This is a genomic window from Actinophytocola xinjiangensis (genome assembly GCF_001921215.1).
In the GTDB taxonomy this organism is placed as follows: domain Bacteria; phylum Actinomycetota; class Actinomycetes; order Mycobacteriales; family Pseudonocardiaceae; genus Actinophytocola; species Actinophytocola xinjiangensis.
Genome location: NZ_MSIF01000003.1, coordinates 458,620 through 480,779, shown reverse-complemented (window position 1 = coordinate 480,779; position 22,160 = coordinate 458,620). Strand labels below are relative to the sequence as shown.

Sequence of the window (22,160 nt, the reverse complement as noted above, 5' to 3'; positions counted from 1 at the left end):
CGATTATAGCTTCCCAGGAAGGTATAATGTCTTCCATGGAAGCCAACCCGCGCTGGGTGCTGGTCACCGCGATCGCGCCCGTCGCCTGGGGCTCCACCTACTACGTGACCCACGCGTTCCTGCCGGCCGGCCACCCGCTGTGGGGCGCGCTGATCCGCGCCCTGCCGGCCGGCCTGCTGCTGCTCGCCGTGTGCCGGCGGCTGCCCCGGGGCGTGTGGTGGTGGCGCTCGCTGGTGCTCGGCACGCTCAACGTCGGCGCCTTCTTCGTCCTCGTCTACGTTGCCGCGCAACAACTTCCCAGCAGTGTCGCCTCGACGGTGATGGCGACCTCGCCGGTGGTGATGATGCTGTTCGCCTGGCTGCTGCTCGGCGACCCACCGCCGGTGCGCCACCTGGCCGGCGCCGGCCTGGGCATCGCCGGGGTGGCGCTGATGCTGCTGGCCGGCACCGGCACCGTCGACCTCGGCGGCGTGCTGGCCTCGGCCGGCGCGATGGTCATGTCCTCCTTCGGCTACCTGCTGGCCGAACGCTGGGGCCGCGAGCGCGGCGGCGATGGCGGCGGCGATGGCGGCGGCGTCGGCGTGCTCGCCTCCACGTCCTGGCAGCTGGTCGCGGGCGGGCTCGTGCTGGTGCCCTTCGCCGTGCTCGTCGAGGGTGCGCCGCCGGCGCTGGACGCCCCGGCCGTCGCCGCGTTCGCCTACGTCGCCGTGATCGCCACCGCGCTCGCCTTCGTTGCCTGGTTCGCCGGCCTGCGCCACCTCCAGACCGGAACCGTCGGGCTGGTCGGCCTGCTCAACCCGGTCACCGGGGTGCTGCTGGGCACCGCCATCGCCGCCGAGGCGCTCACCGGACGCCAGCTCTCCGGGCTGGCCCTGGTCCTCGCCGGTGTCCTGTTGGGACGGTCGGCGCCTCGATCGAGTGAACGACGGCGTGGCCTCCCGTGGCGTCGCGGCACCGCTTCTAGGTTTCGAGAACATGGCGAACCACCGGAGCGTGCGGACAGGTCGGACACTGGCGGCGAGCGGCGCGGCGACAGCCCTGTCGGGGCTGCTCGCGATCTGCGTAGGACTGGTCATGTCGGCCCAGGCGACGCCCGGCGTACCGGTGAACCCGGTCCGCCCCGTCTCACCGACCGACGCCGACGTCGACCCGAGCCACCACTTCCTGGTCCTCGTCGAGGGTGACGGCCAGCTCTACCGCCACGAGGCGGAGGGCACCGTGCTCGTCGGCGGCGACGTCAGCTGGGACGGCTACAACGTGGCGCCCAAGTCGACCCCGTACACCGTCCCGGGCGAGGACGCCCCGGCCGGCCTGGTGGTGCTCGGCGCGATCGACTTCGCCGGCTCGACCGGCGGTCAGCAGACCCTGGAGGTGACCCAGAACACCAACGGGTACTTCGCCGGGCTCGCCGGGGCGACCGTCGTGGAAGGTGGTGGGATCACCTACGTCGTCCCGCCGGGTGGCGACCAGAACGCCCGGCCGGCGATCGAGGTCGAGCGGGCGCAGTCAGCGGAGTCGATGGCCCGCGACGCCGGGTTCGACGTGCCGGGCCTGTTCGCGCTCTACCGCGAGCTCGCCGGCGAGATCGCCCAGTGCGCGAACACGATCGAACTGCTCGACCAGAACGGCGACGGGCCATGGCCCGGCGCCGGCAACGCCACGATCCGCCTGCGGCCCGGGCAGAACGTCGTCAACGCCACCGCCGCCCAACTGGCGAGCGTGCCCAACCTCAACCTCGCCGCCGGCAGCGCGCCGCTCGGCGAGGCCACCCTGGTGGTCAACGTCCCCGACCAGGGCAGCTACGACTGGCAGATGCCCCAGCTCGGCTTCCAGGGCAACGCCAACGCTCGGTACATCCTGTGGAACCTCGCCTCCGCCGGCACGGTCACCCTGCCGGTGACCGAGTCCGACACCGTGTGGGGCACCGTCTACGCGCCCGACGCCCGGCTCGTCGACCTGTCCGTCGGCAACATCGAGGGCAACGTCGTCGTCCGCGAACTCCAGCACGGCGGCAGCGTGGTCGCCGGTGGCCCGGACGTCGACGGCGGCGAGATCCACGACGCCCCCTTCGAGGGCACCGTCACCCCCTGCGGCACGCCCCCCACGACGACCACGACCACAACGACGACCGGGCCGACCACGACAACCGAGCCCACCACAACTGAACCCACCACAACTGAACCCACCACAAGCGAGCCCACGACAACTGAGCCCACCACAACCGGGCCCGTGACCACCACGAGTACCGCGCCGCCGCCCGGCCCCGGGCTCGCCCAGACCGGGTTCCCGGCCGGGTTGCTGGTCGTCGGTGGCGCCGGTCTGACGGTCGTGGGCGGTGTCCTGTTCGCGGTCGCCCGGCGCACCCGCCGACGTCCGGCCCGCTGATCACCGCGCCGGACCACTACCGCTCCGTCGTCGCAATGTGGTAGATCTTCCCACATTGTGAACGCGGATGCGGTCGTGGTCCGGCCGGTGCCACGATCTGGGCGTGTCCCGATCCGTCCACACCTGGCGAGACCGCACGGTCGACCTGCTGCTGGTCTCCTCGTCCACCTGTCGCCGCCGCCCGCCCCGCTGAGGGGCCGTGCCGGTCGTGTCGATTCGTGGAACCAGGAGCAAACCGTGACGTCGTCGCTCGTCGATGTGCCCGAGGTCCTCGCCGAGGTGGACCTGCCAGAACTGCGTGCCCTGCTGCACCCCGAGCGTGAGCTCTGGTCGGCCGGACAGCTGCGCTCGCTCACCGGCCAGGTCGCCGGCGAGCTGACCACCGCCCTGCTGGTCACCGCCCGCTACCGCTCCGACCAGCGCTGGTGGGCCAGGCTCGCACTGACCGGCGGCGTCGAACTGTGGCTGCTGTCGTGGCTGCCCGGCCAGGCCACCCGCCCGCACGACCACGGCGGGGCCTCCGGCTCGTTCACCGTGCTGCGCGGAACCCTGACCGAGACCTTCCGCTACCCGCGCGGCACCGTCCAGCGCGGGGAGCGGCGGACCGGGGAGACGGTCGCGTTCGGCGCCGGCCGCGCGCACGTCGTGGCCAACACCGGGATCGAGGCGGCGCTGAGCGTGCACGCGTACTCGCCGCCGCTGGTCCCCACCCGCGAGTACCGGAGCCTGGCCGACCTGAACGGAGCGACGACGTGAACGTCCAGGGACTGCTCGCCACCGCCCGCGCCGAGCTGGACCGGGTCTACGTGCACGACGCGGTGACGCTCCAGCGCCGGGGCGCGCTGCTGGTGGACATCCGCCCTTACCACAACCGGCTGGCCGAGGGCGAGATCCCGGGCGCGCTGGTGATCGAGCGGATCGTGCTGGAGTGGCGCCTTGACCCGGACGGCCCGGACCGCGTCCCCGAGGTGTCGGCCGACGACCAGGTGATCGTGTTCTGCAACGAGGGCTACGCCTCCAGCCTCGCCGCCCGCGACCTGCGCTCGCTCGGCCTGCCGCTGGCGACCGACCTGATCGGCGGGTTCCGCGCGTGGAAGCAGGCCGGCCTGCCGGTGATCAGGGGCGGATCACTGGCGATCACCTGATCACCGGGCGTCGAGCAGCGCCGCGATCCGGTGGGTGGCCTTGTCCAGCAGCTCGGCCAGCTCCGGCAGCCGGTCGTCGGTGACCCGCACGGTCGGGCCCTGGATCGCGACCGCGCCGATCACGCCGCCGCCCGGCCGCAGCACGGGGGCGGCGATCGCCCGGACCCCGGGGTTGCGTTCCTCGTCGTTGAGCGCCCAGCCGCGTTCGCGCACCAGCTCCAGTTCCGCGCGCAGCTGGTCCCGGTCGGTGATCGTGCGGTGGGTCGCCCGGACGAGGTCGCCGAGCTCGGTGATCTGCCCGTCGATGTCGCCGCTGTTGGCGAGCAGGCACTTGCCCATGGCCGACACGTGCATCGGCACCCGGCTGCCGGCCTCCTGGGAGAACCGCAGCGGCTGGCGCGACGCCACGTCGAGCACCACCCGGACCTCGTCGCCCGCCCGGATACCGAGGTTGATCGACTCGCCGGTGGCCTCCGCCAGCTCCTCCAGCAGCGGCAGCGCCTGCCGGTAGCCCAGGCGCTGCTCGGCCTTGCGGCCCAGTACGACCAGCGCCGGACCCAGCTGGTAGCGCTCGGTCCTCGGGTCCTGGGAGAGCACGCCGGCCTCGGTGAGCGCGCGGGCCAGCCGGTGCGCGGTGCTCGGGGTGAGCCCGGTCCGCTGGGCGAGTTCGGTGACCCCCACCCCGTCGTCCTCGCCCTCGACGCAGCGCAGCACGCTCAGGGCGCGTTCGACACTCTGGGCGCCGGAGCGCGGCGGCGGTGAGGGCGCGTCGGTCACGCCGGAATCCTCGCACACACGGCGACCGGCCGGTCGGGACCGTCAGTGACCCGTCCGCCGGCGCTCCACTGTGGAGGGTCCGGGATCCAGGATGACCGGATGGGTCTCGTCGAACCGGTAGCCGACGCCCCGGACGGTCGCGATGACCGACCGGTACGGCCCGAGCTTGTCGCGCAGCCGCCGGACGTGCACGTCGACCGTGCGGCTGCCGCGTACCTCGGCCACGCCCCACACCTGCGTCATCAGCGCGCCCCGGCGGTGCACCTGGTTGGGTCGGGCGGCCAGGAACTCCAGCAGGTCGTACTCGAGGCGGGTCAGGTCCAGCGGTTCGCCGTCGCGCAGGACCGTCCGGGAGCTGGGCCGGATATGCAGCCACCCGTCCCTGGACGCCGGTATGTCCTGTGTGGACTGCGGGGGGAGGTGCGGTGGCGCGGGGGAGACCGCCGCGCCGGGTAACGCGCTGACGGTGTGCAGCACGTCGGCCAGTGCGCTCAACCCGTCCGGGGTGGCCGGCAGGTCGATGCTCAGCTGGACGACCAGGGTGGTGCCTGGCAGGAGGGTGGTCGGGCGCACGGTTCCATCGCACCGGGATCCCCGAACGCTGTCAACGAGATCCGCGATGTGGGAGCACTTGCCACATGGTGGCGGGTCTGTGTCAGGATGCGGGCGTCTCGGACCACCGTTCGGCGGTCACGCCGGCGGCTGGTGAGCGTCGTCCATGACGCGCCAGTGGTCGTCGGGGTCGACCCGCAGCGTCCAGCCCTGGACGCGGCGGCCGGTGTGGTCCTCCTCGCCCCACAGGCGGTCGGCCCAGCCGTCGAACACCGCGCGCCGTTGCTCGATGGTCAGCTCGGGGTCCGGGTAGGACAGCATCAGCACGTCCCGGACAGGGGAGGCGATGAGCGTGTCCGGCACCAGCGGTTTCGGCGCGACCTCGGCCAGCACCAGCTGCCAGGCGGCCGCGACCGGGTCGGCCTCCTCCGGCTCCGTCAGGGAGTACATCTCGATCTCGTAGCCCTGCTCGGGGTGCGGGTAGCGCGCGGAGCGCCACTGCGGACGCGGCTGGGTGCGCAGCCGGTCGCGGGTGGCGTCCAGCAGTTGCTCGTAGGACACGCCCCAGGCCGCGACCGCCTTGTTGGGTACGAACTCCGGGTACTCCGGGAACTCCGGCGACGCGCTCGGCGCGTCCAGGAACAGGCTCAGCCAGCAGCCGGGAAGCAGCTCCTCGCTCCAGGGCTGCTCTGGCCCGTCGGGGTCGCCCTGGAAGGTGACCTTGCGTTTGTGGGACAGCCACGGCCGCAGCAGGCCGGCGACCTCGGCGAAGGGCTGGGCGGTCATCCACGCGCGCTGGTCGGTGCCGTCGACCCAGGCGTGGACGAGCTGGCGGCAGATGTCCTCCCACTCCGACTCCGGCCGGTCGACGCAGGCCAGCGCCAGCGGCAGGGTGGGGAAGGTCAGCACTTCGACGTACGGCGAGCCGGCGGCCAGGTCGACGGCGTCGAACACGTCCTGGTTGTCGGCGCCGAACTGGCCGAGGCCCTCGTTCACCGCGTCGACGAACGCGTCCAGCCGCTCCTCGTCGATGACGTCGAGAATGGTCCTGTCGTCCATTCCGCGCAGCCTAGTGCCGCCCGGACCGCGAGTTGGGCCGTTTCCACACAGGAGCGATCGTCGGGGCGTCGGGCCGGGCGGGGTCGAAGAACAACGACCGGCCCAGTGCGTCGAACACCGACTCGTAGCTGCCGGCGCACGTCTCCCAGCGGATCGGGTCGGCGACCGGCAGGACCAGCCCGGACTCGGTCCACCGCAGACCCTCCAGCCCCCCGAACCGGTCGGCGCCGACCAGGTCGACGTAGCGTTCGTCGAGGTAGTTCACCGCGAACAGGCCGGGCAGGCAGCGGCCGAAGTCCGGCTCACCGCCCCGGGCGGTGTACTCCTCGTCGGTGTGCACCGCCCCCCACAGCGGCCGGGTCGCGGTCAGCCCGTGCAGCAGGTCCAGCGCGAACTCGGTGGCCCGCCGGCCTTCCACGCACCGGCGGGGGAACTGGATGGTGACGCCGTTGGGCATGGGCAGCCGGCCGTCGACGGCGCGCACCGGGTGGTCGTGGACCCGGACATGCACGACGATCTCGCGGGTCGCGCCGCGCAGCTCCACCGCGCCGTCGTGGAACCCGAAGTCCGCTCGCGTCCTGGACTCGACGATCGCCGCGAGACTGCCCGGGTCCTCCAGACGGACCGGGGTGTGGTCGGCGGTCCCACAGACCCGGGCGCCGACCGACCAGGCCGGGGCCAGCCGTCCGATGACGTCCTGCACCTGGTCGAGGGTGCGGTGCTCGTGGTCGGAGCCGGGCGCGAGCGACCGGTCGAACCGTACGCGTGTCTCCAGCGTCGCGATGTTCACGACGCGACCCCGGCCGAGGCCGTTCCCGGACGAACCAACCCGATCACATCCCGGTCATCGCGTTCCCGGGAGATACCGCAGGGTCGTACTCCCCTGAATTCCTGTTCCCCTCCGCGACAGTAGCGCGTGATCGACTGGCCCGGTTACACCCGATAGGAGGAAGTTGGCGGGGCGTAGGGTCTGCCCATGAGGTTCCGTTCGCCGCGCCGGACCAGGGAGTTCGCCGCGCTGGCCAGCCGGATCGCGGTCCTGGAGGCGGAGGCCGAGATCCGCCGCGTGCAGGCCCGCTACATGTTCCTGTGCGACACACCGTGCCCCGAGTTCGGTGTCCGGGACGACGAGCACCGCGTCGACCTGATCATGGAGCTGTACACCGAGGACGCCGTCTGGGAGGGCGTGGGGGAGTACTACGACGGGCAGTTCGGCCGGGCCGAGGGCGCGGCGGCGATCCGTGAGCACTTCGCGGCGTTCTGGAGCACCGAGCGGGACCCCGCGCTGGTGCTCAACGTCCACTACCTCACCGCCGAGCAGATCCACGTCGACGGCGACCGGGCGACCGGGCAGTGGGTCCACATGCAACCGTGGCTGTTCGCCGACGGCACCGGGGTGCTGCGGTCGAGCCGCCTGTGCAACACCTTCCGCGCGGTCGGCGACACCTGGCGGATCACCCGTACCCGCACGGAGAACGTGCTCGTCGCGCCGCTGCCGCCGAGGTGGCCCAGCCACGTCCCGTCCACCTCGGTGTTGATGGGGCCATGACCGACCCGGTGGTGCACATCGTCGACGACGACGAGGACCTGCGGCAGTCGCTGGTGTTCCTGTTGGACAGTGTCGGCGTGGCCGCCCTCACCTACCCGGACGCGCCGACCTTCCTCGCCGAGTTCGACCCCGCCGAGCCGGCCGTGGTGATCGTCGACGTGCGCATGCCGGGGGTCAGCGGTTTCCAGCTCCAGGAGCGGCTGATCGAGCTGGACTACCCGGCGCCGGTGGTGTTCTGCTCGGCGCACGGCGACATCCCCATGTCGGTGCGGGCGATGACCCACGGCGCGGTCGACTTCCTGGAGAAGCCCTACCAGCCGCAGCGGATGATCGACGTCGTCCAGGCCCAGCTGGAGCGGGCCCGCCGCCGCTTCGCCGACCACGCCCGCCGCCGCGAGGTCCTGCTGCGCGTCGAGTCACTGACCCAGCGCGAACGCGAGGTGCTGGCGCTGGTGGTGGACGGTCAGCCCAGCCAGCTCATCGCCCGCCGGCTCGGCGCGAGCGTGCGCACCATCGACGTGCACCGCGCCCGGATCAAGGCCAAGACCGACGCCGAGAGCCTCGGCACGCTGGTGCGCGACATCCTGCTGCACCGCATCACGGTCTGAGGGCCTCCGCCACCCAGCACCCGGTGGCCAGCAGGCCGGCCTCCCCGCGCGCCGGCCCGACGAGCTGCAACCCCAGCGGCAGCCCGGCCGCGTCGCGCGCGCCGGGAACCCCGACCGCCGGCAACCCGAGCGCCTGCCACGGCCGGCTCAGCACCGGGTCCCCGGTGGCGGTCAGCCCCGCCGGCGCCGGGCCGGGCGCGGCCGGTCCCAGCACGGCGTCGTAGCCGGCCAGCAGCCCGGCGATCCTCGGCGCGGCGTCGGCGATCACCGTCCGCGCCGCCCGGTACTCGTCGTCGGTGGTCGCGGCGCCGGTGCGCAGCAGCCCGGCGAGCTGCTCGCTGAGCCGGTCGGCGACCGCGAGTTCGGCGGCCCGTTCCCGGGCGGCCTCGTAGGCCATCACCACCGGGTGCGCCGTCGCCAGCGCGGCGACCAGGTCCTCCTCGCCGAAGTCGTCGACCACGGCACCGGCCTCGGCCAGCCGGGTCCGCGCGGCGGCCAGCGCCCCGGCCATCGCCGGGTGCACGACCCCCAGCGGCCCGGCCGTCCACACCAGCAGCCGGGGCGGGCCCTGCGCCGGAGGGGGCTCGCCGGACAGCATCGACCAGGCCAGCGCCAGGTCGTCCACCCCGGCGGCGAACACCCCGTGGCTGTCCAGGCTCGGGCTCAGGCCGACGACCCCGTCCATCGGGAACCGGCCGTGGCTGAGCACCAGCGACGCCACACCGCAGAACGCCGCCGGCCGGGTGACCGACCCGGCGGTCTGCGACCCGGTCGCCAGCGGCACCTGCCCGGACGCCACCGCGGCCGCCGAGCCGCTGGAGGACCCGCCGGGGGTGTGCCCTGGCGCGGCCGGGTTGCGGGTCGGGCCGGGGGAGAAGTACGCGAACTCGGTGGTCACGGTCTTGCCGACGGGCACCGCCCCCGCCCGCCGCCACGCCGCCACGATCGCCGCGTCGGCCTCGGCCGGCGCGGCATCGGCCCGCAGCGGCGTGCCGCAGCGCGTCGCCAGCCCGGCGACGTCGACGATGTCCTTGACGCCAAGCGGAACGCCCCGCGCGATCCCGGCGGCCGGCGCGTGCTCCACCCACGCCCGCAGCCGCGCCTCGGTCCCCGCGATCCGCGTCCGCGACCTGACCAGCGCGTTCTCGGTTTCGCGTAACGGCCACGGCCGCCACAGGTCGGTCATGCCGCCACCCACTCCGCGTCCGCCTCCCAGTAGTCCATGCCGCTGGCGCTGACCCCGTGCCGCCACGGAGAGGTCCGCCGCAGCAGCGGCTCCACCTCGGCGGTGACCGCGTCCGCCGCCTCCGGTCCGTCCGCGCCGACCTCCCAGTGGACCCAGTCCACCTCGTGCCCGGCCGCGTCGTAGACGAACAGGTCCACGTGCCGCCACCCGTACCCGTGGGTGTCGTTGTAGCAGGTCAGGATGGTTCTCACGGTCCCTCCGCGAGCGGCAGCGCGAAGCCGAACCGCGAGCCGCCCTCCTCGCGCCGCCCGGCCCAGATCCGGCCGTGCTGGCGGGTGATGATCCGGTAGCTCAACGCCAGCCCGATGCCGCTGCCGTGTTCCTTGGCGGTGAACGACTCGGCGAACGGGTCGTGCGACAGGCCCCGCCCCCGGTCGTCGACCGTGAGCACCCCGGCGTCGGGCTCACGCGAGGTGGTGATGGTCAGCTCCCGGCGCCGCGGGTCGCACACCGCCAGCTCGTCGATCGCGTTGAAGCACAGGTTGAGCACCACCTGGCCGGTGAGCACCCGCTCGCAGCGCACCGCCACCGCCCCCGGGTGCAGCCGCGCCACCACCCTGACCCGCAGCGGAGCCGCCCGCAGCCGCACGAAGTACAGGCACTCCTCGACCACCTCGTTGAGGTCGACGACCTGCCGCACGTGCTCCAGGTGCCCGACGAACGCGCGCACCGAGTCGACGATCGTGCTGGCCCGCTCGATCTGGCGGACCGCGCTGTCCAGACCGTGGGCCAGGTCGTCCGCTCCCGCCAGCGCCCCGGCCCGGGTGCGCACCCCGGCCAGGTAGTTCCCGGCGGCCGACAGCGGCTGGCCGAGCTCGTGGGCGATCGCCATCGCCATGTCGCCCATCGCCGTGTAGCGGGCCAGGTAGTTCTCCTGGTGCAGCTCGCGTTCGCGGCGCACGGAGTCCTGCACCCGGTCGGACACGTCGTGCAGGATCATCAGCAGCGCGTCGCCGTCCGGTTCGGTGAGCCGTTCCAGACTGCCCTCCAGCCACACCGGGTCACCGTCGGCGCGCGGGATCTCCAACTGCACGGCGGTCACCGGCGCCGCCAGCGCGAGCACCTGTGGCCAGGTCGCGGGCCGGCCGGCCAACCGCAGCCGGCCGAGGTCGGTCAGCCGCCCCAGCGGCTCGTTGAGCGTCGCGCCGATCAGCTCGACGGCGGTGTCGGTCGCGAACCGCAGCTCGCCGGCCGCGTCGAGCATCAGCGCCACGGTCGAGGTGTGCCTGGCGAGCGCGTCGACGTAGGAGGTGGTCATCGCCAGCTCGTGCTCGATCTCCTGTTCCCGCTCGATGTCACGGAACTGGACCATCACCGCCGGGCCGTGGGCCAGCTCGACCCGCACGGCCAGCGCGTCGGTCGGGATGACCCGGCCGGCCTTGCTGCGGTAGTGCCACTCGATGCGGCTGGCGCCCTTCTCCACGGCCTCCTGCAGCCACGCCCGCCCGATGACCCGGCTGTACTGCTGGGCGGAGCTGCTCATGTCGTTGGCCTTGAGTGGGCGCAGCTCGGTGACGCTCCAGCCGAGCATCTCGCAGGCCGCCGGGTTGGCCCACAGGATCTTCTTGGTGACCGCGTCGTGCAGCAGCACGCACAGGCGGGTGGCGTTCATCATCGCCACGAAGTCGTCCGTGGTGAGTTCCGGCGCGCGCGGGTCGACCTGCACCTCGTCAGGGTAGGGGCGGGGTGGGGGTGGCGCGTACTGAAGAAATCCACTACGCGGCGGGCGGACAGTACCGATTCGCTTTTCCGTAAGGTCTTCGTAGCGTCGGGGGCCGCCCCGGGACCGACGAGGAGCAGAGATGTTCGACGACGTGCTGGCCGAGCTCAAGCAGCGACGGGGGGAGTTCAACGAGCAGCGACACGTGCCGAGGGACTTCGTCGACCGGCTGAAGGAACTCGGGATCTACCGGGCGTCGACGCCCGCGAAGTTCGGCGGCGACCCGCTGCCACCCGCCACCTTCCTGGACATGATCGAGCGGATCTCGGTGGTCGACGGCTCGACCGGCTGGGTCGCCAGCTTCGGCTCCTCGCTGGTCTACCTGGCTGCCCTGCCGCGGGAGACCCAGGCGACGATGTACCGCGACGGGCCGGACGTGGTGTTCGCCGGCGGCCTGTTCCCGGTCCAGCCGGCCACGCCGACCGAGCGCGGGTACCTGGTCAACGGCCACTGGAAGTTCGCCAGCGGCTGTGTCGCGGCGGACCTGCTCGGTGTGGGCATCGGCGGCGACGAGTCCAGCGCCGGCAAGCCGAGGACCGCGGTGCTGCCGCCCGACCAGGTCGAGATCGTTCGCGACTGGGACGTCGTCGGCATGCGCGGCACCGGCTCGTTCGACCTGGTCGTGCGGGACGTCGAGGTGGCCCGCGAGTGGACGTTCATCCGTGGCGGCGAGCCGACGATCGACGAGCCGCTCTACCGCTACCCGGCGCTGGCCTACGCCTCCCAGGTGCTGGCGGTCGTCGGCGCCGGGGTCGCGCGGGCGGCGCTGGACCACGCCGAGGAGGTCGGGGCCGGCTACGCCGGGGTCACCGGCGCGCCCAAGCTGGCCGACCGGCCCTACTACCGCGCCGAGATCGCCGCCGCGGAGGCGTCGCTGCGCTCGGCGCGCGCCTGGTTCTACGAGGTCACCGGGCAGGCGTGGGAGACCGTGCTGGCCGGCGACCCGGTCAGCGACGAGAGCAACGCCCACCTGCGGCTGGCCTCGGCGCACCTGGCGAGGACGTCATCGGACGTGGTCGGCCGGCTGGTCGAGATCTCGGGTACCGCGCCGATCTTCACCCAGCACCCGTTGCAGCGGCTGCTGGGTGACGCGCTGGTGCCCAAGCAGCACGCGTTCCTCGGCCCGCAGATGTACGACTCGGCCGGCGCGGTGCTGATGGGCCTGCCGCCCACCTCGCCCGGTTTCCGCTGACCCGCTCTTTCGTGAGGAGACCGCATGCTCCGGGTGCTGTTCTGCATCGGCATCAACCAGAACTTCTTCGACCTGCCCGCCGGCGGCATCACCACCGGTCACGTGTGGCAGGCGTTCGTCTCGATGATGGACCAGCTCAAGGCGCTGCCCGGGGTGGAGTTCATCGGTGACATGGACGACGACTCGCACATGGTCGGCCCGTCCGACGGCTGGCCGTGGACCTGCTACCTGCTGGCCGACGTCGACACCCAGGAGACCGTCAAGGCCGCCTGCAACCTGTTCCGCACCACCCAGGTTGGTGACACCGAGGTGAAGCTGTGGCGCTTCGCCAAGATCGAGGCCCGCATCGGCCGTGCTCTCACCGTCCGTGAGGACGTCACCCTGCCCGGGACCGCGCCATGACCTGGCCGGGTGAGCTGGTGTCCGGCGACCGGGTCGCCGGGAGCCTCTACACCGACCCGGCGATCTTCGCCGGGGAGCTGACCAGGATCTTCGAACGGACCTGGGTCTGGGTGGCGCACGAGAGCGAGCTGCCCGGCCCCGGTACGTTCCGCTCGACCCACGTCGGCACCCAGCCGGTGATCGTCACCCGGGACCGGGCCGGGGACCTGCACACGCTGGTGAACCGCTGCCGGCACCGGGGCGCGAGCCTGTGCGAGCGGCAGAACGGTCGGGCCAACGGCTTCACCTGTCCGTACCACGCCTGGTCCTACGGCCTGGACGGAACATTGCGCGGCGTGCCGTACCCGACGGGCTACGAGGGTGTGCTGGAGAAGGCCGACCTGCCGCTGGTGACGCTGCGCACCGAGTCCCACGGCGGGATGATCTTCGCGACCTTCGACCCCGGTGCCGTGCCGCTGCGCGAGTTCCTCGGCGACGCGGCCGGGTGGATCGACCGGTTCATGCTCCAGGGCGGTGGGTTCCCGATCAAGGTCCTCGGCCGTCACCGGTTCACCTACCGGGGGAACTGGAAGATCCAGCTGGAGAACACCACCGACGGTTACCATTTCCCGATCGTGCACCGATCGTGGATGGCGTCGGTGGACGCCGAGACGGCGAACATGATGTCGTTCATGACTGATCAGGACGCGGTCACCCACGACCTCGGCAACGGCCACAGCGTCATGCGCATGGTGCCCGACCGCTCCGACCTGGCGGTCGACGACGGCACCGAGCCGCTGCCCGCCCGGTTCGCGCCGCTCGTCGAGGACCTGTCGCGGACCTTCCCCGACGACGAGGTCCGCCGGCTGGTCCGTTCCGTGCACGGCACGGGTTTCAACCTCAACCTGTTCCCCAACGTGGCGATGTCCGGCTCGTTCTTCCGTGTCCTGCGCCCGGTCGCCGTCGACGAGACGGTGGTGGAGCACATCGCGATCGGCCCGGACGGCCCGCCGGAGCTGGACGCCCTCAACCGCGAACGCCTGCGCATCCACGAACACTTCCAGGGCCCCTTCGGGTTCGGCACCCCCGACGACGCCGAGGGCTGGGACCGCGTCCAGCGCGGCGCCCAGGCCGTTCCGGACCTGCCGATCATGGTCAACCGTGGCCTGTCCCGCGAGTCCCGCGACGGCGAGGGCTGGCCAACGTCCCACGTCACCGACGAGACGGGGATGCGCGCGTCGTACCGCATGTGGAAGCAGCTGATGTCCGATGAGTGAGGACCCCAGGGTGTCGAGGGCGATCGCCCTGACCTGGCGCGAGGCCGAGTTGCTGGACCGCCGCGAGTACGAGAGCTGGAACGCCCTCTACACCGAGGAGGCCCTCTACGTCATCCCGATCGACCCGGACACCACCGACCACGCCAACACCCTCAACATGGTCTACGACGACGCGCGGATGCGCCGCCTGAGGGTGAGCCGGCTGACCGAGGGCTACGCGATAGCGGCGGTCGACGCCGCACGCACGGTGCGAACGGTGTCCCGCTTCGTCCCGGAGTCGGTGTCCGACACCGGGGTCGTGCTGCGCTCGGCCCAGATCCTGGTGGCCTACAAGCGATCCCGCCACGACCTGTGGGCCGCCGACGTCACCCACCACATCCGGCTGTCCCCCGAGGGCCCGGACGCGGACCGCATCACCAGGAAGGTGATCCAGCTGATCAACAGCGACGCCCCCGTCCCGGCGGCGGGATTCCTCCTGTGACCCCCCGAGTGGCCGTGGTCACCGGCGGCGCCAACGGCCTGGGCGAGGTCATCGTCCGCCACCTCCACACCGAGGGCCACCGGGTGGCGGTGGCCGATGTGGACAGTGCCAGAGCGGCGACCCTGGCCGCCGAGCTGGGCCCGAACGCCCGCGGGTACCCCGTGGACGTCCGCGACCGCGAGGCCCTCAAGGCCCTCCTGTCGGCCGTCCTCACCGACTTCGGCGCCGTTCACGTGCTGGTCAACAACGCCGCCCGCACCCAGGCGAAACCGTTGATGGACATCACCCAGGAGGACCTGGACGACGTGATGGCCGTGAACCTGTCCGGAACCTTCTACGCCTCCCAGATCTTCGGCGCCCACCTGGCCGCCCAGGGCGGTGGCCGCATCATCAACCTCGCGTCGCTCGCCGGCCAGAACGGCGGCACCGCGACCGGCGGTCACTACGCCGCGTCCAAGGGAGCGGTGCTGGCCGCCACCAAGGTCTTCGCCAGGGAACTGGCCCCGTACGGCGTCACGGTCAACGCCATCTCCCCGGGCCCCCAGGACACCCCCATGGTCCGCGCCATCATCGGCGAGGACAACCTGGATTCCTTCACCAGCCGAATCCCGCTTGGCACACTGGGCGACCCCACCCTCATCGCCCACATGGTCGCCCTGCTGGCCTCCCCCCACGCCGCCACCATCACCGGTGTCTGCTGGGACGCCAACGGCGGCCTGCACATGCGTTAGCGGATCAGCCGACCGGTTCGTCCAAACGAGACAGTTTGGCGACCGGCATGAACCTGCGCCCCCGCTCCCGAACCAGCTCCACACAGACGAACCCCTGCCGGACCCACTCCGGCGTGTCCACCACCGTCCCCTGGTCCCCGCTGTGCGGCCCGTCCACGATCGCGACGCGTTCGCCGATCTGGAACACCGGGTCCTCGGCCCCGATTCGGGGTACCCGCGACGGGCCAGGAGACAGCCGTGCCAGGTCCTGGCGGAGGCGGGTCAGTTCGTCGCGTTGTTCTCGCTGTGCCGCCAGCAGGCGTTTTCGGCTGCCGACAGCGACCACCAACAGTGCGACCAACAACACCGGTACCGCGATCACCGCCGCCGAGGTCACCTCGGGCCAAGCGAACGGGCTGTCCACCATCGGGCCAGGATAGCTACGGGGTGGGCCCGTGGCCTGGTCGAGAAGGTCTGGAACCCTGGCCGAGGATCGTTGCCGGCGCCCGAGATGCCCCGTTCGATGGACCTATGACGCTGGTCCTGCTCGGTTCCTGGCTGATGCTCGCCGCCGGTGGTCTGTTCGCGGGGGGCATCCTCGTGGTGGCCGTTGAGCGGACGAGTCTGTGGCGGCGGATGCCGGTCGACCAGTACGCCGTCGACTTTCGTCGTTCGTTGGCCAGGGTTGATCCGATGTTGCCGATCCTGGGCGCGTTGACCTGCGTCGGGGCGTTGTTGTACGCGCTCAACAGCGTGGGTCGCCCGGCCACGCTGACCTGGGTCGCGGTGGTGCTGCTCGGGGTGATCATCGTGAGTTCGCTGGTCGTCGCCGAGCCGATCAACGCGCGGTTCCGGCGCCGGGCGGAGGGGGACACGCCCGAGGGCGCCGCGCGGCTTCGGGTCGTGTGGCGACGGTTCCACTACGGTCGTACGATCCTCGGCCTCGCCGCGTTCGGCTGCATCGTGGGGGCGGTGGCCCAGTAGGAACTCAGCGGGGCAGCCAGTCGAGCGCCTCGCCGACCGCGCGCAGGACCGAGACGTGGCCGTCCGGCGGCCGTCGCCACAGCGTGGCCCGGGGGAGGTGCTCGGTCAGCCAGGTGGCGTGGGCCGGCGGGACGACGCGGTCCTGGCCGCCCTGCACCACCAGGGTCGGGGCGGTGACCGCCGAGATGTCGAAACCCCACGGTGTCACGAACGCCAGGTCGTCGTCGACGTGGCCCTCGACGTCGTCACCGGCCAGTTGCGCGTCGGTGCCCAGCGCCGCCCACTCGCCGGCGAGGGCCGAGCGGTCGGCGTCGGTGAAGCTGTTCTCGTCGAACTCGGCGGAGTCGGCGTGGCGGAACCTGGCCTCGGCGCCCTTGGTCGCGGCCAGCAGGCCGCCGTGGCCGACCATGCCGCCGAACCAGTCGAACTCGTCGGTGAACGGCGCCAGCCCGGCCAGGGACACCGCTGCCGTCACCCGTTCGTGGTCGGCGGCGGCGCAGCCGAGCGCGTGTGGCCCACCGCCGGACGCCCCCATCACCGCGTACCGGCCGACGCCGAACGCGTCCGCCACGCGGGACACGTCGCCGGCCACCGCCGCCACGGTGCGACCTGCGCGCCGGGTGGAGCCGCCGTACCCGGGCCGCGCGAACGACACCAGCCGTATCCCGCGCCCGGCCGCCGCGTCCAGCAGCGGCGCCAGCAACACCCCGGTCTGCGGCGACCCGTGGTGCCACACCACGACCGGCCCGTCGCCCGCCGGTCCGCTGGCGTAGGCGCGGACCACCCGCCCGTCGCCCATCGGCACGTCCTGAGAGGAGATCACGGTGAGCACGCTAGCCGGTCGACCGCCGTGCCGGCGTCAGTACCGGCGTCAGTACCTCAGCCAGGTCCCGGCCAGCGGCTGCTGTCCGACGCCCGGCTGGTCGTAGTCGCAGACCCCGCCCGGGAACACGGTCTCCAGCCGCTGGAGCTGGTCGGCGGTCAGCGGCTGGACGTAGTCGGCGGCGGCGAGCGGCTTGCGGGCGCACATCAGCACGTCGTTGGTCAGCGGCTCGCCGGCGGCCAGGCGCGGGTTCTCGTGGCGGGGGTAGAGCTGGCGGCACTGGGCCTGGTCGGTGACCCGGGTGCCGGCGGTGGTGTAGCAGGCGTCGACGGCGGCGGCCGGGCGGTTGCGGGCCACCTTCACCGCGAGCGGGTCGGCGCTCTGGTCGGCGGACACGGCGCTGAGCCACTGGTCGAGCAGGAGCAGCGCCTCGATGCCCACGGCGCTGGGCCGGCCGGCCCCGGCGGTCGACGGTGACGTGGTGAGCATGACGTGGTTGGCGGCCGAGCCGTTGGTGGCCAGCAGCCGCGCGCGCATGGTGTCGCCGCGCACGATGTCGTGCGGGTCGGGGCGGTCGTCGAGGTAGGTGCGGAAGTCGACGATCGGGACGCTGTCGAGGTTCGCGCCGCTGTTGACCCGGCCGGTGCGGTACGCGGTGGTGACCGCCTCCACGCTGCCGGCGGTCCTGGCCGCCATCAGGTTGCCGTCCTGGTCGTAGCCGCCGGCGCGCTCGTTGAGCTCGACGAACTGCTCGGCGCTGATCGTGCCGGCGTTGAACGCGTCGAGCCCGTACTGCACACCGGTGTTGTCCAGCGGCCGGCGCGCGAAGCCGGTCGCCGGGTCACGGCCGTAGATGTTGACCGCGTTGTCCTGGTAGGTGCAGCGCGCGCCGTCGGGGTTGGTGACCGGGTCGTAGACCAGCGACACCGGGACGTCGACCGCGCACCCGCTCCAGGTCGGCTCGGTGACCGTGGTCGCCAGGAACGCCCGCCCCCAGTCGCCGCTGAACGGGTCGGCGCAGTGGTCGGGCGAGCCCCAGCCGGCGACGGCGGTGCGTTGCGCGGTGGTCCACGGTTCGGTGGCCGCCGCGAACGCCCGCAGCAGCAGCGCACAGTCCGATGTGGACGTCAGCTGGACGAGGGTGTCCGGGAAGCTCTCGCTGGGCAGCAGGCCGTCGAGCACGCCGGGATAGTTCTGCGCGGTCAGCTGCTGGATCATCGAACCGCCGGACGGGCCGTAGCCGATGGTGTGCCGGGGCACGCCGTAGCGCTCGGCGAACCGCTCCTTGAGCATCATCGTCGTCTCGGTGGCGATCACGTCGTTGCAGGTGGTGTTGAGCACCGCCAGGCTGGACACCGCGACGGCGTAGCCCCGGGAGAGCCACGCGTCGGTCAGCGGGCTGGGCACCGCGGGCAGTTGGCCGCCGGGCGGCGGGAACGTGACCGTCCCGGCGCCCTGGTGGTAGCCGGCGCGGCAGCCGCCGCCGTAGCTGAAGATCAGCCGCTCGTTCCAGCCGGCCGGGCGGGCCAGCGGGCCGGGGGCGGGGTCGACGACCGGGTCGTGCAGCAGGGCCAGTTCGTAGACGCCCCGGTTGACCGTGCCGGTCTCGATCCGCACCACGTAGTTGACCGTGCGGCCCTCGCTGTTGGTGGTGCGTGCCAGGTCCGCCGGCCGTGCGGTCGGGTCGGGCAGCGCCCGGTAGTGCCCGGCGGTGGAGCGGTACACGTAGTCCACGCGGGTCGCCGCCGAGCAGTCCTCGTCGAGCGGGCCGATCAGCGGCGCGCCGACCACCGGCACGCGGAACTCGGTGGTGGAGCACAGGAACGGGCGCTGGTGCGGCCCGGACAGGACCGGTCCGGTGATCGGGTGGTTGGTGACCGCGAGGTTGGCGGTCAGCCGCCCCCGGTCGGCCTTGGCGGTGACCATCGTGGTGCCGACGGGCAGATCGGTGACCAGACCGGTCATGGCGTTGCCGCTGCGGGTGAAGGCGCTGGTGACGTCGCGGCCGCCGGCGGTCACGGTGACCTGCACCGGTTCGACCAGCCGGGGGACCTGCACGCGGAGCAGGACGTCGCCGCCGCTGACCAGGTTCGCGCGGGTGGACAGCGCGCGCACCGACAGGTCACCGCCGATGGTGCTGGCCGAGGACACGGTGGCGGCGGTGGAGGTGATCAGGCAGACGGCCAGCACGAAACCCGCGAGTCGGGCGGCTAATCCCACGTTTCTCTCCCGTAGAGGCTGCCCGACCCGGCGTAGTCTGACCGATATTTGGTAACGGATCAAGTGCTGGGCGTTAGCATGGGTGGATCAGGCGAACATCGGCTCGGCGATGGGAGTGCCTCGTGCTCGGAAGCCAGCGGATCACCCGTCGGAGTCTGCTCGCCGGATCGGCGGCCGCGCCGCTGGCCGCGGCCGGACTGGGTACGTCGTCCCCGCTCAGAGCCCAGGCATTAGTCCACAGTGGACCGTACGAGCCGACCTGGGAGTCGCTGGGGGGCCATCGGCCGCCGTCCTGGTTCGACGACGCGAAGCTCGGGATCTTCGTCCACTGGGGGATCTTCTCCGTGCCGGCCTGGGCCCCGCGCGGCGAGTACGCCGAGTGGTACCCGAGCCGGATGCGTGACCCGAACAACCCCACCCACGCCTACCACCGGCAGACCTACGGCGCCGGCTTCGCCTACCGCGACTTCATCCCGATGTTCCGTGCCCAGCGCTGGGACCCGGCGCAGTGGACCGACCTGTTCGCCGCCGCCGGTGCCGGCTACGTCGTCCCCGTCGGCGTCCACCACGACGGCTTCCCGTTGTGGGACACCGCAACCACCACCTGGAACAGCGCCACGATGGGCCCCCGGCGCGACATCCTGCGCGAACTCGGCGACGCGGTACGCGCCAGGGGCCTGCACTACGCGCCCTCCTACCACCAGCTGCTCAACTACTACGCGCCCGAGTACGACGCCCCGCACCCGGGCTACCTGAGCGAGAAGTACCTGCGCGAGTGGCTGCGGCCGCAGGTGCGTGAGCTGGTGGAGGACATCGGCACCGAGATGCTCTGGCTCGACGGCGACTGGATGGCCACCGCCGAGGACTTCGGGACCCGGGAACTCGTCGCCTGGTACTACAACCGGGCCGCCGCGCGCGGCGACGGGGTGCTGGTCAACGACCGTCTCGGCCAGGTCAGGAGCCAGCACGGCGACTTCTACACCCAGGAGTACGACCACGACACCGGCCAGGGCCCGGACCACAAGTGGGAGAACACCCGGGGCTGCGGCCTGTCCTTCGGCTACAACACCAACGAGCCGGCCGAGGACTACCTGACCCTCGACGAGCTGGTCACCCTGTTCGTCGACACCGTCGCGCACTGGGGCAACCTGCTGCTCAACGTCGGCCCGCGCGCCGACGGCACCATCGACGACACCCAGACCGCCCTGCTGCGCGGCCTGGGCCGCTGGCTGTCGGTCAACGGCGAGGGGATCCACGGCACCCGGGCGTGGCGGGTCCAGCGCGGCCGGACGGCCGATGGCCTGGAGACCCGGTACACCACCAGGGACTCCGGCGAACGGGTGTACGTGTTCCTGCTCGGTCGTCCCGGCACGACGGTCACGCTGCCGGCCGCCGACCTGCCGCCGCTGCGGCGGGATCACCGGGTCCGGCTGCTCGGCCACGGCCGACCGCTGCACTGGGCGAGCCGGGGTGACACGGTCGTGGTGGACCTGCCGACCCCGCGCGACCAGCCCGTGCACTGTCTGGAGCTGCGCGAGGTGTGAGTCCCCCGATCGGGGGTACTCCCCGGTCCATGTCGAGCACCGTCGTGGTCGGGCAGATCTCCAGGGACCTGGTGCTGTCGGTCGACGCGTTACCCGGCGCCCGCGAGACCGCGCGCGTGTTGCGACGCCGCGAGGTGCTCGGCGGCAAGGGCGCCAACATCGCCGTGGCGCTGGCCCAGCTCGGCCTGCCGGTCTCGCTGCTCGGGGTCGTCGGCGACGACCACGTCGCGGCCACGCTGCTCAACCGGGCCCGGCGCGACGGCGTGGACGTCGAGCCGGTCGTGCGCCGCGAGGGCGCCACCACCGGCCTGACCGTCGACGTCCCCGACGCACACGGCGACTGGCACTACCTCGAACACCTGCCCCCCGAGGTCCAGCTCACCGAGGACGACGTCGCCTCGGCCGCGCCGACCCTGCGTGCCGCGCGGTGCGCGGTCATCCAGCTCCGGCAGCCGACGGCCGCCGCCCTGGCCGCGGCCACCCTCGTCCGGGAGACCGGCGGTCTGGTCGTGCTCGACGGCGCCCCGCCCGAGGGTGAGCACCGCGACGCCCTGCTCGCCGCCGCCGACGTGCTGCGCACCGGCACCCGCCAGGCCTGCCGGCTGACCGGGACCGACGCCTCGGACCTGGACGCCGACCTGGACGCCGATCTGGCGCTGGGCGCGGCCCACGCGCTGATGGACCGGCACGGGATCGCCCTGGTGGCTCTCGGGGTGCCCGGTGCCGACGCGTTCGCCTGGGCGACGGGGTCCCGCGTCGTGCCCCACCTGGCGACCCGCGTGGTCGACACGACCGGCGCCGCCGACGCCCTGTGCGCGGCGCTGACCAGCGTCCTGTGCCGGGGCGGGGACGCGGAGGAGGCCGTCGACCTGGCCGTGGCCGCCGCGGCGGCCACGGTCGAGCATCCCGGCGGGCGGCCCAACCTCACCCCGCGACGACTGCGCCGGTTCCTGGCCGCCGTCGGCTGAAACCCTGGTCAGGACGCCAGGACGCACTGGTAGGTGACGTCCTCGGCCGGGACACAGCCGGCGGCGGTGATCTGCCAGCCGGTCTCCCGCTCGATCAGGAACAGGGTGTCGCTGTTCGTGCGGACCAGGGCGCGCACCGACCAGACGGTGATCTCCCGGGCCTCGCCGTAGGACAGCCGCAGCTCCGGCAGGGCGTCGGCGCACCGGCGACCGTCCTGTTCGACCACGGCCAGCGCCTCGGGGGCGAGCAGCCGGCACGCCTCGTCGGGGTGCTCCAGCGCCAGCAGGAACTCGTTCGCCGCGGCGGCGGCGCTCGCCTTCGCGTCCTGCTCGCCGGTGCCGCAGCCGGTGCCGCAGCCCGCGACGATCATCACGCCGAGCAACGTCAGCGCCATCCTTTTCCCCGTTGCCATGGGAATCGAGTGCCCTGATCCCTCCTGTCCAATCCCGACAGTCACCGTTCCACCCGGCCGGGTACACGTTCGGGGGATGTCACCCCTGGGGACGATCCACAGAGGTGAATCACGCTCAGCGGGTTT

Annotated in this window: 25 protein-coding genes; 14 read left to right on the top strand and 11 right to left on the bottom strand. The window is 72.6% G+C overall.

Going from position 1 to position 22,160, the window contains the following annotated elements:
- The first annotated feature begins 35 nt into the window (after positions 1–35).
- The 4 genes from BLA60_RS09970 (at position 36) to BLA60_RS09955 (ending at position 3,530) form a co-directional block, all read left to right on the top strand.
- Complete coding sequence (locus tag BLA60_RS09970; RefSeq protein WP_075132489.1) at positions 36–1,184, top strand: EamA family transporter; 1,149 nt, start codon at positions 36–38, stop codon at positions 1,182–1,184.
- On the top strand, positions 1,075–2,385 hold the full coding sequence (locus tag BLA60_RS09965) for a collagen-binding domain-containing protein (RefSeq protein WP_154814243.1): 1,311 nt from the start codon (positions 1,075–1,077) through the stop codon (positions 2,383–2,385). The genes BLA60_RS09970 and BLA60_RS09965 overlap by 110 nt, the downstream gene beginning before the upstream one ends.
- A gap of 237 nt (positions 2,386–2,622) precedes the next feature.
- The gene (locus tag BLA60_RS09960) at positions 2,623–3,141 is read left to right on the top strand and encodes a cysteine dioxygenase (protein WP_075132487.1); all 519 of its coding nucleotides are present in this window, start codon (positions 2,623–2,625) and stop codon (positions 3,139–3,141) included.
- The gene (locus BLA60_RS09955) at positions 3,138–3,530 is read left to right on the top strand and encodes a rhodanese-like domain-containing protein (RefSeq protein WP_075132486.1); all 393 of its coding nucleotides are present in this window, start codon (positions 3,138–3,140) and stop codon (positions 3,528–3,530) included. The genes BLA60_RS09960 and BLA60_RS09955 overlap by 4 nt, the downstream gene beginning before the upstream one ends.
- Here the strand turns inward: BLA60_RS09955 and BLA60_RS09950 are convergent, their stop codons facing one another.
- The 4 genes from BLA60_RS09950 to BLA60_RS09935 all read right to left on the bottom strand — a co-directional run bounded on the left by BLA60_RS09950 (position 3,531) and on the right by BLA60_RS09935 (position 6,708).
- On the bottom strand, positions 3,531–4,307 hold the full coding sequence (locus tag BLA60_RS09950; protein WP_162292935.1) for an IclR family transcriptional regulator: 777 nt from the start codon (positions 4,305–4,307) through the stop codon (positions 3,531–3,533).
- A 42-nt stretch (positions 4,308–4,349) separates the two neighbouring features.
- Positions 4,350–4,880: a winged helix-turn-helix domain-containing protein gene (locus BLA60_RS09945; RefSeq protein WP_075132485.1), complete on the bottom strand. Its 531-nt coding sequence runs from the start codon at positions 4,878–4,880 to the stop codon at positions 4,350–4,352.
- 117 nt (positions 4,881–4,997) lie between these two features.
- Complete coding sequence (locus BLA60_RS09940) at positions 4,998–5,918, bottom strand: hypothetical protein (protein WP_075132484.1); 921 nt, start codon at positions 5,916–5,918, stop codon at positions 4,998–5,000.
- Positions 5,919–5,928: 10 nt separating this feature from the next.
- Complete coding sequence (locus BLA60_RS09935) at positions 5,929–6,708, bottom strand: hypothetical protein (RefSeq protein WP_075132483.1); 780 nt, start codon at positions 6,706–6,708, stop codon at positions 5,929–5,931.
- Positions 6,709–6,894: 186 nt separating this feature from the next.
- Here BLA60_RS09935 and BLA60_RS09930 point away from each other — a divergent pair, with 186 nt between their 5' ends.
- Together BLA60_RS09930 and BLA60_RS09925 are read left to right on the top strand one after the other, a co-directional pair.
- Positions 6,895–7,467, top strand: a complete 573-nt coding sequence (locus BLA60_RS09930; protein ID WP_075132482.1) for a nuclear transport factor 2 family protein — start codon at positions 6,895–6,897, stop codon at positions 7,465–7,467.
- Positions 7,464–8,075, top strand: a complete 612-nt coding sequence (locus BLA60_RS09925; RefSeq protein WP_075132481.1) for a response regulator transcription factor — start codon at positions 7,464–7,466, stop codon at positions 8,073–8,075. Before BLA60_RS09930 ends, BLA60_RS09925 begins: the two co-directional genes overlap by 4 nt.
- Here the strand turns inward: BLA60_RS09925 and BLA60_RS09920 are convergent.
- The 3 genes from BLA60_RS09920 to BLA60_RS09910 are packed head-to-tail and all read right to left on the bottom strand — an operon-like array spanning position 8,065 to position 10,987.
- Positions 8,065–9,261 (bottom strand): amidase family protein, encoded by a 1,197-nt coding sequence (locus BLA60_RS09920; RefSeq protein WP_075132610.1) that lies wholly within the window; start codon positions 9,259–9,261, stop codon positions 8,065–8,067. The two genes, BLA60_RS09925 and BLA60_RS09920, sit on opposite strands and share 11 nt — an antisense overlap.
- Positions 9,258–9,512: a hypothetical protein gene (locus BLA60_RS09915; protein WP_075132480.1), complete on the bottom strand. Its 255-nt coding sequence runs from the start codon at positions 9,510–9,512 to the stop codon at positions 9,258–9,260. The genes BLA60_RS09920 and BLA60_RS09915 overlap by 4 nt, the downstream gene beginning before the upstream one ends.
- The gene (locus BLA60_RS09910; RefSeq protein ID WP_075132479.1) at positions 9,509–10,987 is read right to left on the bottom strand and encodes a PAS domain-containing sensor histidine kinase; all 1,479 of its coding nucleotides are present in this window, start codon (positions 10,985–10,987) and stop codon (positions 9,509–9,511) included. Before BLA60_RS09910 ends, BLA60_RS09915 begins: the two co-directional genes overlap by 4 nt.
- A 136-nt stretch (positions 10,988–11,123) precedes the next feature.
- Between BLA60_RS09910 and BLA60_RS09905 the strand changes: the two genes are divergently transcribed.
- Genes BLA60_RS09905 through BLA60_RS09885 form a run of 5 tightly spaced genes read left to right on the top strand, consistent with a single transcriptional unit; the run spans position 11,124 to position 15,103 of the window.
- Entirely contained in the window at positions 11,124–12,233 is a 1,110-nt protein-coding gene (locus BLA60_RS09905) for an acyl-CoA dehydrogenase family protein (RefSeq protein WP_075132478.1), read from the top strand.
- Positions 12,234–12,257: 24 nt separating this feature from the next.
- Positions 12,258–12,635, top strand: a complete 378-nt coding sequence (locus BLA60_RS09900) for a hypothetical protein (protein WP_075132477.1) — start codon at positions 12,258–12,260, stop codon at positions 12,633–12,635.
- Positions 12,632–13,891 carry an aromatic ring-hydroxylating dioxygenase subunit alpha gene (locus tag BLA60_RS09895; protein WP_075132476.1) on the top strand — a complete coding sequence of 420 codons (1,260 nt, stop codon included), beginning with the start codon at positions 12,632–12,634 and terminating at the stop codon, positions 13,889–13,891. Before BLA60_RS09900 ends, BLA60_RS09895 begins: the two co-directional genes overlap by 4 nt.
- Positions 13,884–14,372, top strand: a complete 489-nt coding sequence (locus BLA60_RS09890; RefSeq protein WP_075132475.1) for an aromatic-ring-hydroxylating dioxygenase subunit beta — start codon at positions 13,884–13,886, stop codon at positions 14,370–14,372. Before BLA60_RS09895 ends, BLA60_RS09890 begins: the two co-directional genes overlap by 8 nt.
- The gene (locus BLA60_RS09885; RefSeq protein ID WP_075132474.1) at positions 14,369–15,103 is read left to right on the top strand and encodes an SDR family NAD(P)-dependent oxidoreductase; all 735 of its coding nucleotides are present in this window, start codon (positions 14,369–14,371) and stop codon (positions 15,101–15,103) included. Before BLA60_RS09890 ends, BLA60_RS09885 begins: the two co-directional genes overlap by 4 nt.
- A 4-nt stretch (positions 15,104–15,107) precedes the next feature.
- Here the strand turns inward: BLA60_RS09885 and BLA60_RS09880 are convergent, their stop codons facing one another.
- The gene (locus BLA60_RS09880) at positions 15,108–15,509 is read right to left on the bottom strand and encodes a hypothetical protein (protein WP_154814241.1); all 402 of its coding nucleotides are present in this window, start codon (positions 15,507–15,509) and stop codon (positions 15,108–15,110) included.
- A 104-nt stretch (positions 15,510–15,613) separates the two neighbouring features.
- On the opposite strand from BLA60_RS09880, the gene BLA60_RS09875 reads away from it, so the two are divergent.
- Complete coding sequence (locus tag BLA60_RS09875; RefSeq protein ID WP_075132472.1) at positions 15,614–16,066, top strand: anthrone oxygenase family protein; 453 nt, start codon at positions 15,614–15,616, stop codon at positions 16,064–16,066.
- 4 nt (positions 16,067–16,070) lie between these two features.
- Here BLA60_RS09875 and BLA60_RS09870 read toward each other — a convergent pair whose 3' ends face one another.
- Positions 16,071–16,889 (bottom strand): alpha/beta fold hydrolase, encoded by an 819-nt coding sequence (locus BLA60_RS09870; protein WP_342744720.1) that lies wholly within the window; start codon positions 16,887–16,889, stop codon positions 16,071–16,073.
- Between the two features lie 48 nt (positions 16,890–16,937).
- Positions 16,938–19,109, bottom strand: a complete 2,172-nt coding sequence (locus BLA60_RS09865) for a DUF6351 family protein (RefSeq protein WP_075132470.1) — start codon at positions 19,107–19,109, stop codon at positions 16,938–16,940.
- Positions 19,110–19,231: 122 nt separating this feature from the next.
- On the opposite strand from BLA60_RS09865, the gene BLA60_RS09860 reads away from it, so the two are divergent.
- Together BLA60_RS09860 and BLA60_RS09855 are read left to right on the top strand one after the other, a co-directional pair.
- On the top strand, positions 19,232–20,653 hold the full coding sequence (locus BLA60_RS09860; RefSeq protein WP_075132469.1) for an alpha-L-fucosidase: 1,422 nt from the start codon (positions 19,232–19,234) through the stop codon (positions 20,651–20,653).
- Between the two features lie 29 nt (positions 20,654–20,682).
- Positions 20,683–21,621: a PfkB family carbohydrate kinase gene (locus tag BLA60_RS09855; RefSeq protein ID WP_075132468.1), complete on the top strand. Its 939-nt coding sequence runs from the start codon at positions 20,683–20,685 to the stop codon at positions 21,619–21,621.
- A gap of 8 nt (positions 21,622–21,629) precedes the next feature.
- Here the strand turns inward: BLA60_RS09855 and BLA60_RS09850 are convergent, their stop codons facing one another.
- Positions 21,630–22,016: a hypothetical protein gene (locus BLA60_RS09850; protein ID WP_084734783.1), complete on the bottom strand. Its 387-nt coding sequence runs from the start codon at positions 22,014–22,016 to the stop codon at positions 21,630–21,632.
- Between the last annotated feature and the right edge of the window lie 144 nt (positions 22,017–22,160).

Bases quoted from the DNA above. Each gene is read 5' to 3' on its own strand.
- BLA60_RS09965 (WP_154814243.1), top strand. From the start codon at position 1,075: ATGTCGGCCCAGGCGACGCCCGGCGTACCGGTGAACCCGGTCCGCCCC.
- BLA60_RS09925 (WP_075132481.1), top strand. From the start codon at position 7,464: ATGACCGACCCGGTGGTGCACATCGTCGACGACGACGAGGACCTGCGG.
- BLA60_RS09940 (WP_075132484.1), bottom strand. From the start codon at position 5,918: ATGGACGACAGGACCATTCTCGACGTCATCGACGAGGAGCGGCTGGAC.
- BLA60_RS09895 (WP_075132476.1), top strand. From the start codon at position 12,632: ATGACCTGGCCGGGTGAGCTGGTGTCCGGCGACCGGGTCGCCGGGAGC.
- BLA60_RS09900 (WP_075132477.1), top strand. From the start codon at position 12,258: ATGCTCCGGGTGCTGTTCTGCATCGGCATCAACCAGAACTTCTTCGAC.
- BLA60_RS09890 (WP_075132475.1), top strand. From the start codon at position 13,884: ATGAGTGAGGACCCCAGGGTGTCGAGGGCGATCGCCCTGACCTGGCGC.
- BLA60_RS09875 (WP_075132472.1), top strand. From the start codon at position 15,614: ATGACGCTGGTCCTGCTCGGTTCCTGGCTGATGCTCGCCGCCGGTGGT.
- BLA60_RS09930 (WP_075132482.1), top strand. From the start codon at position 6,895: ATGAGGTTCCGTTCGCCGCGCCGGACCAGGGAGTTCGCCGCGCTGGCC.
- BLA60_RS09905 (WP_075132478.1), top strand. From the start codon at position 11,124: ATGTTCGACGACGTGCTGGCCGAGCTCAAGCAGCGACGGGGGGAGTTC.
- BLA60_RS09850 (WP_084734783.1), bottom strand. From the start codon at position 22,016: ATGGCGCTGACGTTGCTCGGCGTGATGATCGTCGCGGGCTGCGGCACC.
- BLA60_RS09855 (WP_075132468.1), top strand. From the start codon at position 20,683: ATGTCGAGCACCGTCGTGGTCGGGCAGATCTCCAGGGACCTGGTGCTG.
- BLA60_RS09970 (WP_075132489.1), top strand. From the start codon at position 36: ATGGAAGCCAACCCGCGCTGGGTGCTGGTCACCGCGATCGCGCCCGTC.
- BLA60_RS09920 (WP_075132610.1), bottom strand. From the start codon at position 9,261: ATGACCGACCTGTGGCGGCCGTGGCCGTTACGCGAAACCGAGAACGCG.
- BLA60_RS09880 (WP_154814241.1), bottom strand. From the start codon at position 15,509: ATGGTGGACAGCCCGTTCGCTTGGCCCGAGGTGACCTCGGCGGCGGTG.